The organism is Paenisporosarcina sp. NPDC076907 (assembly GCF_050269735.1).
In the GTDB taxonomy this organism is placed as follows: domain Bacteria; phylum Bacillota; class Bacilli; order Bacillales_A; family Planococcaceae; genus Paenisporosarcina.
Genome location: NZ_JBNNIX010000008.1, coordinates 24,957 through 40,699, shown reverse-complemented (window position 1 = coordinate 40,699; position 15,743 = coordinate 24,957). Strand labels below are relative to the sequence as shown.

Below are 15,743 nucleotides of genomic sequence, written 5' to 3'. Positions count from 1 at the left end.
CAATTGGGTCTGGTCTTTACGACACAGCTAGCTAGCGATGTGACGTACTTTCATGTTTCGAAGCTAGCGAAGCGATGTAGAAACAGAAACATGAGCAATCTTTTCTACGCCTCCTTTCCTAAATCACTAGCTGTGGTAAAATAGTGAACAGCAATGAACAGATAAAGGAGGCAGAACCATGCTTTATGTGAAAGCGCCTGCAAAAATCAATCTAACCCTGGATGTCTTAAAAAAACGTCCCGATGGCTACCATGAAGTAGAAATGATAATGACCACGGTTGATTTGGCAGATCGTATCGGATTAGAACCACGTACAGATGGTCAGATTCGCATTATTTCAGCGGATCGTTATGTGCCGGATGACCAAAGAAACCTAGCCTATCAAGCGGCAAAGTTATTGAAAGATACATATAAAGTACAGCAAGGTGTATCCATTACTTTAGAAAAGAAGATACCCGTTGCTGCTGGACTGGCAGGAGGAAGCAGTGATGCTGCCGCTACTTTAAAAGGATTAAATGAATTATGGAACTTGAATCTAACAAAGGATCAATTAGCGGATCATGGTGCTAAGATTGGTTCGGATGTTTCGTTCTGCGTATATGGAGGAACTGCCCTTGCTACTGGCAGAGGTGAACAGATTCAAGAATTGCCGGCACCGCCAAACTGCTGGATTATTTTAGCCAAACCATCTATAGGTGTTTCTACGGCAGATGTATACGGAAGTTTAAAGGTGAATGAAGTGGTTCATCCCAATACAAAAGAAATGATTCGTGCCATCCGGGAGAAAGATTATGAATTAATGTGCAATACTATGGGAAATGCATTGGAAGCTGTTACGTTAAAATTGCATCCGGAAGTCTCCATGATCAAAGAACAAATGATGAAATTTGGAGCAGATGCGGTATTGATGAGTGGGAGCGGTCCAACCGTATTCGGTGTTGTTCAACATGAATCCAGAGTAAATAGAATTTATAATGGTTTGAGAGGCTTTTGTGACGAAGTTTATGCAGTGAGATTGTTGGGAGAGCGAGATACACTTGCCTAAAACCGTATATTTGTTTAAAATGACATATAAATCATTCGTGTTTAGGAGTGTGACCCATGAAGTGGAAACGCAGTGAGCGTCTCGTTGATATGACTCATTATTTGTTAGACCATCCTCAACAGTTAATTCCATTAACCTTGTTTGCGGATATGTACCAATCTGCCAAATCTTCCATCAGTGAAGATTTGACCATTGTGAAAGAAACGTTCGAAGAAAAAGGAATCGGCTTACTGATGACAGTGCCAGGAGCAGCTGGCGGGGTTAAATATATTCCAAGAATGCGTGATGAAGCAGTCCGTGAAGTCATTAAAGACTTTATGGAAGAGCTTGGTCACTCAGACCGTTTGTTACCTGGCGGGTATTTATTTATGACGGATTTACTTGGAAACCCTGAACTGATGAATCGTGTCGGAAAAGTTTTTGCTTCAGCGTTTGCCAAACAACCGATTGATGCCATCATGACAGTGGCCACAAAAGGTATACCAATTGCACATGCCATTGCTCGCCACTTAAATGTACCAGTGGTGGTTGTGCGTCGAGATAGTAAAGTTACTGAAGGTTCTACTGTCAGCATTAACTATGTTTCTGGTTCTTCACGTCGTATTCAAACGATGGTATTGTCTAAACGAAGCATGAAGAGTGGTCAACGTGTTCTGATTACAGACGACTTCATGAAAGTCGGCGGTACGATGAATGGGATGAAAAACTTGCTTGAAGAATTTAATTGCCAGTTAGCGGGTGTTGCCGTGTTGGTTGAAGCGGAGCATGCTGACGAACAATTGATTGAAAATTATTTATCACTGGTAAAATTGCATGAAGTAAACGAAAAAGATCGTACAATCGCTTTAACAGAAGGCAATTATTTTACGAAAGGTGGAAATGAATAATGAAAGCAGTATCGACAACTAAAGCGCCAGCAGCAATTGGACCATACGTCCAAGGAATGATCGTAAACGGTTTGTTTTACAGTTCAGGACAAATTCCATTAACAGCTGAGGGAAATATGGTGGAAGGTTCGATTACCGAACAGACTCACCAAGTATTTGCTAATTTAAAAGCTGTACTGGAAGAAGCGGGATCATCATTACAACAAGTTGTGAAAACAACCGTATTTATTAAAGACATGAACGACTTCGCTGTATTTAATGAAATTTATGGTCAACATTTTGGAGACCATAAGCCGGCACGTTCTACGGTGGAAGTTGCACGTTTACCGAAAGATGCTCAAGTTGAGATAGAAGTTATCGCGTTAATTTCATAAGTTCGATTAAGCCATAGAGAATTCTTTCTATGGCTTTTTTGTATTTTATTAAATATTTTAAAAATTCCGTTAAAAAAGAAGGGAAAATGTGATAAATGTAGAATATAGTTGTCAGAGTATGTAAGTCATCTAAGACGAAAGGTGGTGAGACAATGGAAGTAACTGATGTAAGATTACGTCGAGTACAAACTGATGGCCGCATGCGTGCCATTGCTTCCATCACACTAGACAGCGAGTTTGTTGTGCATGATATTCGTGTCATTGACGGCAATACAGGATTATTTGTAGCCATGCCAAGTAAGCGAACACCAGATGGTGAGTTTAGAGATATCGCACATCCGATCAATTCTGGTACGCGAACGAAAATTCAGGAAGCAGTATTGAATGCTTATGCTGAATCTAGCGAAGAAGATATGATTCCATATGAAGAAGCAGGAGCTTAATAGAGGAGATCAAGAGACTTGTCATATTGATAAGTTTCTTTTTTATTAGCTCAGTTAAACGATATTGTTGATTTTCGTTCCATGCGGACGCTTTCCGCGGGCGGTCCACTAGCCTTTGTTCATTTAAGATGCTCCTGCGGTTACTCGTCGCAAACGACTTATGCAAATAAAATTGCACAAGTCGCTCACTGCGGGGGTCTAGTTTGGACACGCTGATTCCGCTGGTGTCGCCGCATTCTACTACAATCATTGTAGTAAACAGGGAAATGACTTAACTTAGGATTTAGTGATATGAAGCAAAACAGCGAAGACTCCTGCGGGAACAGCGAAGTGCTGAAATCCACTCGGACATTAAGTACGAGTTAGTTCGGCGCAAGCCCGCGGAAAGCGTAGCTGTTTTGCGGAATATCAACAGCAGCATTTAACATAGCTTTTTTATTAAACAACTAAATACCAGATATTCAAAAGAAAATTCTTCCTAAAACACCAAACTTTATTATTCTAAGAAAACAGCACATTCGTATTCGCCAATCCGACACAAGTGTAGTATAACTAAAATTAGAAACATATCCTACTAAAAAAGAAGGTGTACCAAGTGAATTTCTTAACCAAATTCAGTTTGAAAAATGCTGCAGCTGTATTCATTATTTCATTCTTACTAATTGTTCTTGGGCTTTATTCCTTTACACGTTTAAAAATTGATTTACTGCCAAACATTGAGTTCCCTCAATTGTCCGTGCAAGTGGTTTACCCTGGGGCATCTCCTGAAGATGTTGACGACCGCGTCATCACACCCATTGAAGATCAATTGAAGGGGATTGAGGGTGCAACTGAAATTCAAAGTGTTTCATATGAAACAATCGGTATTATCAATATGCAGTTTCCATTTGATACAAATCTAGATCGAGCAGAACAACAAACTGAAACAGCAATCCGTGGGCTCAATTTGCCTGAAGGTGTGGAAACGGAAATTAGCCGCTTATCATTTGGATCATTTCCCATCTTCAACATTTCCTTATTCAGTAAAGGTGAAGGCGATATTGAAGACCTGTTGAACAAAGAAGTCATTCCAGAGTTAAATAAAATTCCGGGTATCAACTCTGTTTCCGTTGGCGGTCTGCAAGATGAACTATTGCAAATTACGGTCAATCAGAAAGAAGCGGCTGCAGCTGGACTTACGCTCAGTCAAATTAAAGAACAAATCGATCAGCAAATCTTCTCATTCCCTGCTGGAACCGTGAATGACAATGATATTAATATTCCGGTGCGAGTAGAAGAAAAGCTCGAATCTATCGAAAAGTTAAAGTCTTTGAAACTCACTTCTTCTTTCAATCCGCAAGCTCCTCCAGTGGAGTTACAAGAAATTGCAACCATTGAAGAAGTATCTAAACAAAGTGAGATTACTCGTTATAACCAAGAGGAAGCACTGTCTATGGCCGTCACCAAAAAGCAGGACGCCAACACAGTGGAAATCGCGAACCGTGTAATCGAGGTACTTGATTCGTATGACGATCGTCTGGAATATGCGGTTGGTTTTGACTCTGCTGACGGAATTGAAAAGTCAGTGGAAACATTGGTAAAAGAAGGCTTGCTAGGTGCGCTATTCGCCTCTATTGCGGTGTTGATTTTCTTGCGGAATTTCCGAGCAACAATTATTGCGATTATCTCCATTCCGTTGTCGTTGCTAATTGCAGCGATTTTCCTAGCACAGCTGGATATCAGTCTGAACATAATGACGCTAGGTGGTATGGCTGTTGCGGTAGGTCGAGTAGTAGATGACAGTATAGTGGTGATTGAAAACATTTTCCGCCGTTTGCGAAAATCCGATGAACCGATGTCGAATGAATTGGTGGCATCGTCTACCAAGGAAATATTGAGAGCTATCACTTCTTCAACATTAACAACCATCGTCGTCTTTTTGCCAATCGGTTTTGTTAGTGGCATCACAGGGGAGTTCTTCTTGCCATTTGCTTTAACGGTTATTTTCTCTTTAGCTGCTTCACTTCTTGTTGCAGTTACCATTGTGCCGATTTTGGCTAAGTTTTCGTTCAAGAAAGTGAGACAAGAAGAAAAAGAGAGCTCCATGCAACGTTTTTATGAGCGGGTTATTTTATGGTCGTTAAACCGTAAAGCCATCATTCTAGTGTTGTCAGTCTTGCTACTTGGAGGCTCGTTTGCATTAGTACCTGGATTAGGGTTTACTTTCATACCAAATGAAGAAACCAAATTAGTCCAGGCGAGTATTGAACTGCCTTCTTCGACATCACTTGAACGTACGAACGAAGTATCACTTGAAGTGGAAAAACTTTTGGGAGAGTCAGAAGATATTCAAGATGTCACAACTGCCGTCGGTTCTCGTGATTTTGCTACGGGAATTAAACTTGAAAATCGTGCTGGCTACATTTTGACATTAAAAGAAAATGTGGATGTTACTGATTTTGTTGAGTCGCTGGAAGAAGATATGGAAAGCGTTGTAACCAAAATTTCACCAGATTCTACAATCTCCGTATCAGAGCTATCCACTGGCGGACCACCAACGAATAACAATGTGTCTGTGGATTTATTTGCAAGTGATTTGGAAGCATTGTCAAAAGCAGCATCCGATGTAGAAGCTTACATGAACAGTTTAGATACATTGAAATATGTTTCGAATAATTTCTCTGAAAAGCAAAAGCAATTGGTCGTGCAAATTAATTCGGATAAAGCGGATGAACTGGGTGTCTCCGGTTTCCAATTGCTTGGAACGATTTCTGATCAGACAAAACCAGTCTCTGTAGGCAACTTAACACTTGATGGAATTGATCGCTCAGTACAATTATCATATGACGAAGCATTGAGCAGTATTGACGATATCCGCACGCTACCGATATTTACAGCAAGCGGTTTTGTTGAAGTACAAGATATCGCTACCGTTGAAGAAATAGATTCTGTTACAGCGATTCAAAAACTTGACGGTAAAGTATTTGCACGGATCGAAGCCCAAATTGATGCGGAGAACATTCAAAAAGTCTCAGCTGAAGTTGAAGAAGGCGTAAAAGCAAATGTGGACTTGCCGGAAGGGGTAAGTTTAGAAAGTGGTGGAGGCAGTGATGAGACAGTTGAGATTTTCCAACAACTCGGTCTTGCTATTGCGAGTGCGATTGGTCTTGTCTACTTGACGATGTTAATTACATTCGGGCAAGCACGTATTCCATTCATTATTTTGTCCTCCCTCATCTTCGTACCAATCGGTGCATTAATTGGCTTGGTGATTGCACGTGAACCTTTATCGGTAAGTGTCATGATTGGATTCCTGATGCTTATCGGGATTGTGACGACAAATGCGATTGTTCTCGTGGACCGGATAAACCAAAACCGTAATGATAAGGGCATGAACATCCGGGAGTCACTAGTGGAAGCGGGCAAAACGCGTTTACGTCCCATTTTGATGACGGCGTTTGCGACGATTGCTGCGCTCATTCCGTTAGCTCTGACGACGTCGTCAGGTACATTGATTTCAAAAGGGTTAGCCATCACCGTTATAGGAGGGTTAACTTCCTCTACGTTATTGACGTTAATCATTATTCCTGTCATGTACGAGATTTTCTATGCACGCCAGGCGAAACGAGAGAGAAAATTGGTTAACTAATAAGCTCAGTTAAACGATATTGGTGATTTTCGTTTCATGCGGACGCTTTCCGCGGGCGGTCCACTAGCCTCCTCATTCGCGGTGCTCATTGCGGGGTCTAGTTTGGACACGCTGATTCCGCTGGAGTCGCCGCATTCTACTACAACAATCATTATAGTAAACAGGGAAATGATAACTTACGATTTAGTGATATGGAGAAAAACAGTGAAGACTCCTGCGGGAACAGCGAAGTGCTGAAATCCACTCGGACATGAAGTCCGAGTTAGTTCGGCGCAAGCCCGCGGAAAGCGTAGCTGTTTTGCGGAATATCAACAGCAACATTTAACATAGCCAAATAATAAAAAGGACTTCTACCAATTGGTGGAAGTCTTTTTTATGTCACAGAATCGGCAGAAATTTCATGAATGGACAGAAATGACTTGTGAGTGGACGAAAATGAATGATAACTGGACGTAAAGTGAAACTGACTGGACGGAAACGCTATATGAATGGAAAAAAGCTTAAAATGGAAAAGTTTTGAGGCAGGGAAAAACGACTTTGAGCCTTTCTTTCGGTCCGAGTTCCTAGCTAAAGCAAAAAATGGAATGTTACTTCGCTTTACTTAATAAAAAAAACGATAATAATAATGGTTTTGTCATCAATTTGTCAAGCGGGATTTCCTTGAATTATAGGTCCTTTTCGTCTATAGTCAAAAGAGTAAATTGAACATACTGGAGGACTCACTAGATGACACAAACATATGCAGTGGTATTAGCTGCTGGTCAAGGTACACGTATGAAGTCCAAATTATATAAAGTATTACATCCTGTTTGTGGCAAACCAATGGTCGAACATGTGGTTGATCATATTCAAGATATTGGAGCGGAGCGCATCGTAACGATTGTTGGTCATGGTGCTGAAAAAGTTCAAGATCAACTGGGAAGCCGCAGTGAGTACGCACTTCAAGAACAACAACTTGGAACGGCTCATGCCGTATTGCAAGCAACTGAAGTATTAGGAGATTTATCTGGGACAACTCTTGTCATTTGTGGAGATACTCCGCTGATTCGCCCAGAAACAATGAAAGCGCTTCTTGCCCATCATCAGGAAACAGCTGCGAAAGCAACGATTCTTACTGGGATTCCTGAAGATCCAACTGGCTATGGCCGCATTCTTCGTAATGCAGAAGGACATGTTGAGCGCATCGTGGAGCAGAAAGATGCATCTCCGGAAGAACAAAAAGTGAAAGAAATTAATTCAGGTACGTACTGCTTTGATAATGAATCTTTATTCGCAGCATTAAAGCTTGTGAAAAACGATAACTCTCAAGGTGAATATTATTTACCAGATGTAATTGAAATATTGAAAAACCAAGGCGCTATTATTTCTGCGTATGCAACAGATGATTTTGAAGAGACGCTTGGCGTAAATGATCGCGTGGCACTTTCACAAGCGGAAACATTAATGCGTAAGCGAATCGTCGAGAAACATATGCGTAACGGTGTAACGATTGTTAATCCAGCTAATACTTATATCAGCGCTGATGCAGTAATCGGTTCAGATACAGTGTTGCAACCGGGAGTCATGATTGAAGGATTTAGTGAAATAGGCGAAGATTGCTTGATCGGTCCTAATAGCCATATTACAGACAGCAAAATCGGTCACCGTACAACGGTGCATTCATCTGTTGTCACACAAAGTGTTATTGGGGAAGATACAGCGGTTGGTCCGTTTGCTCACATTCGCCCAGATTCGGAAATTGGCAATGAAGCAAAAATCGGCAACTTTGTTGAAATCAAAAAAACGAAATTAGGTAACCAATCCAAAGTATCACATCTAAGTTATATTGGGGATGCTGAGGTTGGCGAACGAGTAAATATTGGCTGTGGTACGATTACAGTGAATTATGACGGCAAGAATAAATTCGTGACAACAATTGAGGATGATTCATTCGTAGGATGTAATTCAAACTTGGTTGCTCCTGTGAAAATTGGTCAAGGTGCGTATGTCGCGGCTGGATCAACCATCACAAAAAATGTACCAGCTCAAGCCTTGTCCATTGGTCGTGCTCGTCAAGAAAACAAAGAAGGCTACGTCGAAAAATTAAACTTGAAAAAATAGGAGGAACATCATGGCTTACCATTATGCAGATACTAAATTAAAAATCTTTTCATTAAACTCAAACGAACCGCTTGCGAAAGAATTAGCGGAAGAAGTAGGGGTTCCTCTAGGGAAAATTTCCGTTAACCGCTTCAGCGATGGTGAAGTTCAAATTAACATCGAAGAAAGTATTCGTGGCTGTGATGTTTTCATCATTCAATCTACTTCATCACCAGTAAATGAAAACTTAATGGAACTTTTAATTATGGTAGACGCTGTGAAACGTGCTTCAGCACGTACTGTGAATGTTGTTATGCCTTACTATGGTTATGCGCGCCAAGACCGTAAAGCACGTGCGCGTGAACCGATTACAGCTAAATTAGTAGCGAACCTTCTTGAAACTGCTGGTGCAACACGTGCCATCGTTCTTGACTTGCATGCTCCTCAAATCCAAGGTTTCTTCGATATCTTAATTGACCACTTAATCGCAGTACCTATTTTGTCTGACTATTTCTTGGAGAAAAACATTGATCCATCTGAAATTATCATTGTTTCTCCTGATCATGGTGGAGTTACGCGTGCACGTAAAATGGCGGATCGCTTGAAAGCGCCAATTGCGATTATCGACAAACGCCGCCCACGTCCAAACGTAGCAGAAGTTATGAACATTGTTGGTAATGTAGAAGGCAAGGTAGCCATTTTAATCGACGATATCATTGATACTGCCGGAACAATTACTATCGCTGCAAATGCACTAGTAGAAAGTGGTGCGAAAGAAGTTTACGCATGTTGTACACATCCTGTATTGTCAGGCCCTGCAATCGAACGTATCGACAACTCTGTCATTAAAGAATTAGTCATCACAAATTCAATCGAATTGCCTGAAGAAAAGAATTCTCCAAAGATTGTTCAATTGTCTGTTGCTCATCTTTTAGCTGATGCAATTGTACGAGTATTTGAAGAGAAATCAGTCAGTACTTTATTTGATTGATGCGCCGAATGTTTCATTTTCTGTAAGTTGGGTAAACATAATACCAGAATGACTTACACAGGAGAGTGAAAATTGATGGCTACAACAGTACAAACTCAATCACGTGAAATAGGTAAACAATCTAATTTAACGAAATTACGCGGTGAAGGCTTCGTGCCTGCAGTCGTATACGGTTATAAAACAGAATCTTCTTCAATCGCAGTAAATGAATTGGATTTATTAAAAACACTTCGTGAAGTGGGACGCAACGGCGTAATGAAATTAGACGTTGATGGCAAACCAGTAAATGTAGTATTAAGTGACTACCAAATGGACGTTTTAAAAGGTAAGTTCGTTCATGCTGATTTCTTAGCAATCAATATGTCTGATGAATTAGATGTCAACGTTACAGTTGTAACGACTGGCGAGTCAGCGGGTGTTAAAGAAGGTGGCGTATTGAGCCAACCAAACCGTGAAGTTTCAATTAAAGTAAAACCTACTTCAATCCCAGATTCAATTGAAGTAGATGTAACGAATCTTGCAATTGGTGATACATTGACCGTTGCTGATATCCGCGAAAAATCGGAATTTAATATCTTGAATGAAGATGATTTCACACTAGTATCCGTTTCTGCACCTCGTTCAGATGAGGAGTTAGAAACTACTGCTGATGAACCAGCTGTAGCTCAAGAAGGAGAAAGTGAAGAAGCGTCTGAAATCGATGGTCAACCAAAAGCAGAAACAAAAGAATAAGAAATATATTCAAAATGGGATTGTCTCTGGACAGTCCCATTTTTTTATGAACTATGCGCTTTGTGGTAAAATGGGAATCATTCAGAATGTAAAGGGCGTATATGTTTATGAAAATGCTTATCGGACTCGGAAACCCTGGGAAACCGTATGAACACACAAGGCATAATATTGGGTTTGATGTAGTGGATGAATTGGCAAACCGCTTTAATTCGCCATTAAATCAAATGAAATTCAAAGGAATGTACACGATTGTACATAGACCTGAAGGCAAGGTTTTACTCGTTAAACCGCTTACGTATATGAATTTGTCCGGCGAATGTGTTGTGCCGATGATGGATTACTACGAAATTGCAGAAGAAGATATTGTGGTTATTTATGATGACCTCGATTTGTCGGTGGGTAAACTTCGACTTCGTCAAAAAGGCAGTGCAGGAGGACATAATGGCATCAAATCAATGATTCATCATTTAGGAACGCAAAATTTCAATCGTATCCGTGTAGGCGTTGATCGCCCCCCTGCAGGCATGAAAGTACCTGATTATGTATTATCAAGGTTTACATCAGAGGAAAAACCGTTGATGGATGAGGCATTGAAAAAAAGTGCGGATGCTTGTGAAGACTGGTTATCTTCACCATTTCTTGAAGTAATGAACCGTTTTAATGGAGCGTAAGGAATAAATTCAGTTCGACCGGTCTATACTTTGAAAAAGGAGGCCGGTCCGTACTATGGCAATTCGTGTAAAGTGTCGGCACTGCAAGACAGAAATGGGGCATCTATCAGGCCAATCCGCTCTGCAGCATGGTCGAGTAAAGCAAATTAGAGAAGAGTTTGCAGAAGAGTTCTTCACGCAAGATGAAGAAGGAACACTAACTGTGTCCAGTATTTGTGAGCATTGTGAAAAATCTCTACGAGATAACCCAAACTACTATGCTATTCAAAAGTGGATACAATAGAAATACGCTTTGGCGCGGGTTTCGCGCACAAAGCCTTTTTCTGTTTAGATAGTAGTGGTTTATGGTTATTAGAGGGGTAGAGCACATCTCTATTTTTCATGTCTAGCTCCAAGTGCCAGCCCGCACCTAAGCTTCAGTCCCTCATGCGAAAGCGGGCTTTCGAATCGGACTTCCAGCACCGGCGTCGGGCTAGAATGGCACTTTGCGCTTTTCTTATAAGGAGGTTCGTATGGAACCATTACATCAATTATTTATGAAAGACCATCATATAAAAACTTTGCTGAATGATATGAAAACAGGAGTCGATCAGCAACTGGTGACAGGCCTCACTGGAGGAGCACGTCCACTTTTCATTCACTCTATGGCAAAAGAGACTGAGAGACCCATTTTAGTAGTATCTCCTAATCTATTGCAGGCACAACGATTGTTTGAAGATATGGTCAAGCTTCTGGGTGAGGATGAAGTGCGTTTATACCCGGCTGATGAATTGATTGCGGCCGATTTATCTGTTTCAAGTCCAGAGCTTCGTGCTGAGCGTATTGAAACGCTTAATTTTATGCTGTCCCAAAAACGGGGAGTGGTCATCACTCCAATTGCAGGACTTCGTCGCCAAATGCCAAATTTGGCTCAGTGGCGAGCTAGTCGACTTGAAACCGCTATTGGACAAGAAATAGTGATGGATGAATGGCTTGATCAGTTGGTAGCAATGGGTTATTCAAGACAAGCGATGGTTACGGCACCGGGAGAGTTTGCTTTGCGTGGAGGTATTTTGGATATTTATCCGATTTACTTGCAACATCCTGTACGCCTTGAATTTTTCGATACGGAAGTCGATTCGATACGAACGTTTTCAGCGGAAGATCAACGGTCGATTGAAAAGCTGAAAGAGGTTTGCATCCTTCCTGCTACCGAGTTTGTTTGGACGCGACAACAACTTATGATTCTTGCTGAAAAATTAGAAGAATCATTGGCAGTTAGTTTAAAGAAATTGAAGAAACCTGAAACGAAAGAACTTCTTCATCAACATATTAAACACGATATCGAATTGCTGAGACAAGGCGATGTTCCGGAACAGATGACAAAGTATGTATCCATTCTTGAAGACCAGCCTACTTTCCTGGGTGATTATTTTTCTCCAGATGGTTTGGTGTTATTTGACGAGCTCGGTCGCATACAGGAAACAACGGATTCATTGGAGCGGGAAGAAAAAGACTGGTATATCTCAATGCTTGAAGAAGGTAAAACGGTTCATGATGTAAAACTTTCATTCAGTTTTAAAGAGATTCTTGGGATGTTGGATCAAAAGAAAGTTTATTTCTCATTATTTGCCCGTACTTTCTCAGGTATCCCGTTAAAGAAATCGATTGCGTTTTCATGTAAACCTATGCAACATTTCCATGGACAAATGAGTATCCTGAAAAATGAAATGGAACGTTTCGAAGCCGGGAAGTTCTTTATTTTTATCTTGGCAGAAGGAACTGAACGTCAGAAAAAAGTGAAAGACGTTTTAGAAGATTACGGGATGGAAAGCCATGTCCTTACGAGTCAAAAAGCACCCGATCAACCAGGTATCTATATTGTGGATGGGGAAATGTCGAGTGGTTTTGAATTGCCCCTGCAACGAATAGCGGTTCTGACGGATGAGGAGCTATTTAAACAACGCCCTAAAAAGAAATCACGTCCACAAAAGATGACGAATGCAGAACGAATTAAAAGTTACTCTGAAATCAAACCAGGTGACCATATTGTTCATATTCACCACGGAATTGGGAAGTATATAGGAATTGAAACGCTTGAAATCAATGGCATTCATAAAGACTATTTGCATATTCGCTACCGTGCGGAAGATAAATTGTATGTACCGGTCGATCAAATCGATCAAATTCAAAAATACGTTGCCTCGGAAGAGAAAGAGCCTAAGCTCCATAAGTTAGGCGGCGCGGAATGGAAGAAAACAAAAACAAAAGTCTCTGCAGCCGTGCAAGACATTGCAGATGATTTAATTAAACTGTATGCCAAACGAGAGTCTGAAAAAGGTCATGCTTTCGAGCCTGATCAAGACATGCAACAAGCTTTTGAAGCGGCTTTTCCATATGAAGAAACAGACGATCAATTGCGCTCGATTGAAGAAGTTAAGCGTGATATGGAAAAAGAACGTCCAATGGACCGCTTGATTTGTGGGGACGTAGGGTACGGCAAGACGGAAGTGGCCATTCGTGCAGCATTTAAAGCTGTGCAGGACAGTAAACAAGTAGCCTTCCTTGTACCAACGACCATCTTGGCCCAACAGCATTACGAAACCATGAAAGAGCGATTTGCTGATTTCCCTGTAGAAGTTGGTTTGTTGAGTCGATTCCGTTCGAAAAAACAGCAAACCGAAACAACAAAAGGATTAAAATCGGGCACGATTGATGTAGTCGTAGGTACACATCGTTTGTTATCAAAAGATATTGTTTATCATGATTTAGGATTGCTCATTGTCGATGAAGAGCAACGCTTTGGCGTGACACATAAAGAGAAAATCAAGCAACTGAAAACAAATGTTGATGTGTTGACGTTAACAGCCACTCCAATTCCAAGAACGTTACATATGTCGATGATCGGTGTTCGTGACTTATCGGTTATCGAAACGCCACCAGCAAATCGTTTTCCAGTACAGACCTATGTAATGGAACAAAACGGTGCGTTAGTGCGTGAAGCGATTGAACGTGAAATGGCGCGTGGTGGCCAAGCATTTTATTTATACAATCGTGTAGAAGATATGGCACGTAAAGTGGATGAAATCCAAATGCTCGTACCTGAAGCGCGTGTTGGCTTCGCTCATGGGCAAATGACTGAAAGAGAGTTGGAGTCCGTTATTCTTGCCTTTTTGGAAGGCGACTACGATGTTCTTGTCACGACAACCATTATCGAAACGGGAATCGATATTCCAAATGTGAATACGCTGATTGTGCAAAATGCAGATCGCATGGGACTTTCACAGTTGTACCAACTAAGAGGGCGCGTCGGTCGATCCAATCGTGTCGCTTATGCGTACTTCATGTACCAACGGGACAAAGTGCTGACCGATGTCGCTGAAAAACGATTGCAAGCTATTAAAGAATTTACGGAACTCGGTTCAGGATTTAAAATTGCCATGCGGGATTTATCGATTCGCGGAGCAGGGAATCTTCTTGGTTCACAGCAACATGGCTTTATCGATTCAGTAGGGTTTGACTTATATGCTCAAATGCTACAAGAAGCAATAGAAGAGAGACAAACTGGCATTAAACAGGAAGAAGTACTTGATGTGGAGATTTCCTTGCCGTTTGATGCTTATTTGCCAGATGCCTACATTCCAGATGGATTCCAAAAAATTCAGATGTATAAACGCATTAAAGCTGTTGAAATTGAAAAAGATTACGAAGATTTGGTTGATGAGTTAATTGACCGATTTGGGAATATGCCAATAGAAGCGGAACGTTTAATGCGAATTGCCCGTATGAAAGTTTGGGCAAAACTATCAGGTGTCGAATCAATTAAAGAACAACACAAGCAATTAATAATAAAACTTTCGACAAAAGGCACACAAAATACGAATGGTGCCACATTAGTAGAATCTTCAATGGCCTATGGACGAGCGGTTGGCTTCCAACTGAATAACCAACAACAGTTATTGATTACAATTGATGAAAAGAAAACGGAAAAGCATCATCCATTTGATGTTTTGGAAGCCATGATGAAGCTTTTACCTGAAGCACGAAAAGAATTGACTTCCTTAGTTGGTGAGTAATGGCCTCACTTGCATATTTTATCCAAACATGACGCATACTGAGGTAGAAATCAAAGAAATTTGAATTCTGTCGAAAGTGAGGCAACAAAGATGAAAGCTACAGGTATCGTCAGACGAATTGATGACCTAGGCCGTGTCGTCATTCCGAAAGAAATTAGAAGAACGCTTCGTATCCGTGAAGGAGACCCTCTCGAAATCTTTACAGACCGCGACGGCGAAGTCATTTTAAAAAAGTATTCCCCAATTAGTGAACTCGGTGATTTTGCTCAAGAGTATGCAGAAACGCTCTACGCAACTCTCGGAACACCCGCTATGATTAGCGACCGAGACGAGATGATCGCAGTGGCCGGTGTGTCGAAAAAAGAGTATTTGAACCGTCGACTCTCTTCTCAAGCAGAAGACATTCTGCAAATGCGGACCATTGTGTCGGAGAAAATGGAAAAATCGGTTGAATGGATTCCGGGACAGGTAGAACAAGTCAAATCGTATTGTGTTGCCCCAATCATTTCGGGTGGTGACCCAATCGGTGCGGTCTACTTAATATCAAAAGTCCATTTCATCGGTGAAGCCGAAATCAAAGCAGTAGAAACCGCTGCCCACTTCCTAGCCAAACAAATGGAACACTGAAATGTGGAGATGCCCATGGTAGCTCGACTCCTCCGGTGGAAGGGACAAATCGAAAACTTGTTTTCGAATGAGTCCCTGAAGCGGAGGTGCGAGCTGGGCATCGAAACTGGACACTGAAGGTACGAAGGCTTAAGGCGCGACGTCCAGTCGCGACGCCTTCATGACCCACGTCGTGTGGGCCCAAGCACCACTCAAGCTCAACACCGGCGCT

Annotated in this window: 12 protein-coding genes; all 12 read left to right on the top strand. The window is 41.4% G+C overall.

The window, feature by feature from the left end; translation table 11 throughout:
• Positions 1-178: 178 nt before the first annotated feature.
• A complete protein-coding gene (ispE, locus tag ACQKEV_RS17025) occupies positions 179-1,045 on the top strand; it encodes a 4-(cytidine 5'-diphospho)-2-C-methyl-D-erythritol kinase (RefSeq protein ID WP_427448004.1) in 867 nt (288 codons plus the stop codon).
• A gap of 56 nt (positions 1,046-1,101) precedes the next feature.
• Positions 1,102-1,932 (top strand): pur operon repressor, encoded by an 831-nt coding sequence (gene purR / locus ACQKEV_RS17020; protein ID WP_269927561.1) that lies wholly within the window; start codon positions 1,102-1,104, stop codon positions 1,930-1,932.
• On the top strand, positions 1,932-2,306 hold the full coding sequence (locus ACQKEV_RS17015; RefSeq protein WP_424472801.1) for a RidA family protein: 375 nt from the start codon (positions 1,932-1,934) through the stop codon (positions 2,304-2,306). Before purR ends, ACQKEV_RS17015 begins: the two co-directional genes overlap by 1 nt.
• 152 nt (positions 2,307-2,458) lie before the next feature.
• Positions 2,459-2,749 carry a septation regulator SpoVG gene (spoVG, locus tag ACQKEV_RS17010; RefSeq protein WP_427448005.1) on the top strand — a complete coding sequence of 97 codons (291 nt, stop codon included), beginning with the start codon at positions 2,459-2,461 and terminating at the stop codon, positions 2,747-2,749.
• A gap of 595 nt (positions 2,750-3,344) precedes the next feature.
• On the top strand, positions 3,345-6,377 hold the full coding sequence (locus ACQKEV_RS17005; protein WP_427448007.1) for an efflux RND transporter permease subunit: 3,033 nt from the start codon (positions 3,345-3,347) through the stop codon (positions 6,375-6,377).
• Positions 6,378-7,103: 726 nt separating this feature from the next.
• On the top strand, positions 7,104-8,477 hold the full coding sequence (gene glmU, locus ACQKEV_RS17000) for a bifunctional UDP-N-acetylglucosamine diphosphorylase/glucosamine-1-phosphate N-acetyltransferase GlmU (protein WP_427448009.1): 1,374 nt from the start codon (positions 7,104-7,106) through the stop codon (positions 8,475-8,477).
• A 10-nt stretch (positions 8,478-8,487) separates the two neighbouring features.
• Positions 8,488-9,447, top strand: a complete 960-nt coding sequence (locus tag ACQKEV_RS16995) for a ribose-phosphate diphosphokinase (protein WP_269927566.1) — start codon at positions 8,488-8,490, stop codon at positions 9,445-9,447.
• Positions 9,448-9,522: 75 nt separating this feature from the next.
• Positions 9,523-10,179: a 50S ribosomal protein L25/general stress protein Ctc gene (locus ACQKEV_RS16990; RefSeq protein WP_427448012.1), complete on the top strand. Its 657-nt coding sequence runs from the start codon at positions 9,523-9,525 to the stop codon at positions 10,177-10,179.
• A 107-nt stretch (positions 10,180-10,286) separates the two neighbouring features.
• On the top strand, positions 10,287-10,850 hold the full coding sequence (pth, locus tag ACQKEV_RS16985) for an aminoacyl-tRNA hydrolase (RefSeq protein WP_427448014.1): 564 nt from the start codon (positions 10,287-10,289) through the stop codon (positions 10,848-10,850).
• Between the two features lie 55 nt (positions 10,851-10,905).
• Entirely contained in the window at positions 10,906-11,133 is a 228-nt protein-coding gene (locus ACQKEV_RS16980; protein ID WP_269927569.1) for an anti-sigma-F factor Fin, read from the top strand.
• A gap of 229 nt (positions 11,134-11,362) precedes the next feature.
• Positions 11,363-14,905, top strand: a complete 3,543-nt coding sequence (gene mfd / locus ACQKEV_RS16975; RefSeq protein WP_427448017.1) for a transcription-repair coupling factor — start codon at positions 11,363-11,365, stop codon at positions 14,903-14,905.
• A 90-nt stretch (positions 14,906-14,995) separates the two neighbouring features.
• Complete coding sequence (gene spoVT / locus ACQKEV_RS16970; protein ID WP_427448019.1) at positions 14,996-15,532, top strand: stage V sporulation protein T; 537 nt, start codon at positions 14,996-14,998, stop codon at positions 15,530-15,532.
• The last annotated feature ends 211 nt before the right edge of the window (positions 15,533-15,743 follow it).

Excerpts from the sequence above, each read along its gene's own strand:
- ispE (WP_427448004.1), top strand. The coding sequence starts at position 179 with ATGCTTTATGTGAAAGCGCCTGCAAAAATCAATCTAACCCTGGATGTC.
- purR (WP_269927561.1), top strand. The coding sequence starts at position 1,102 with ATGAAGTGGAAACGCAGTGAGCGTCTCGTTGATATGACTCATTATTTG.
- ACQKEV_RS17015 (WP_424472801.1), top strand. The coding sequence starts at position 1,932 with ATGAAAGCAGTATCGACAACTAAAGCGCCAGCAGCAATTGGACCATAC.
- spoVG (WP_427448005.1), top strand. The coding sequence starts at position 2,459 with ATGGAAGTAACTGATGTAAGATTACGTCGAGTACAAACTGATGGCCGC.
- glmU (WP_427448009.1), top strand. The coding sequence starts at position 7,104 with ATGACACAAACATATGCAGTGGTATTAGCTGCTGGTCAAGGTACACGT.
- ACQKEV_RS16995 (WP_269927566.1), top strand. The coding sequence starts at position 8,488 with ATGGCTTACCATTATGCAGATACTAAATTAAAAATCTTTTCATTAAAC.
- ACQKEV_RS16990 (WP_427448012.1), top strand. The coding sequence starts at position 9,523 with ATGGCTACAACAGTACAAACTCAATCACGTGAAATAGGTAAACAATCT.
- pth (WP_427448014.1), top strand. The coding sequence starts at position 10,287 with ATGAAAATGCTTATCGGACTCGGAAACCCTGGGAAACCGTATGAACAC.
- ACQKEV_RS16980 (WP_269927569.1), top strand. The coding sequence starts at position 10,906 with ATGGCAATTCGTGTAAAGTGTCGGCACTGCAAGACAGAAATGGGGCAT.
- mfd (WP_427448017.1), top strand. The coding sequence starts at position 11,363 with ATGGAACCATTACATCAATTATTTATGAAAGACCATCATATAAAAACT.
- spoVT (WP_427448019.1), top strand. The coding sequence starts at position 14,996 with ATGAAAGCTACAGGTATCGTCAGACGAATTGATGACCTAGGCCGTGTC.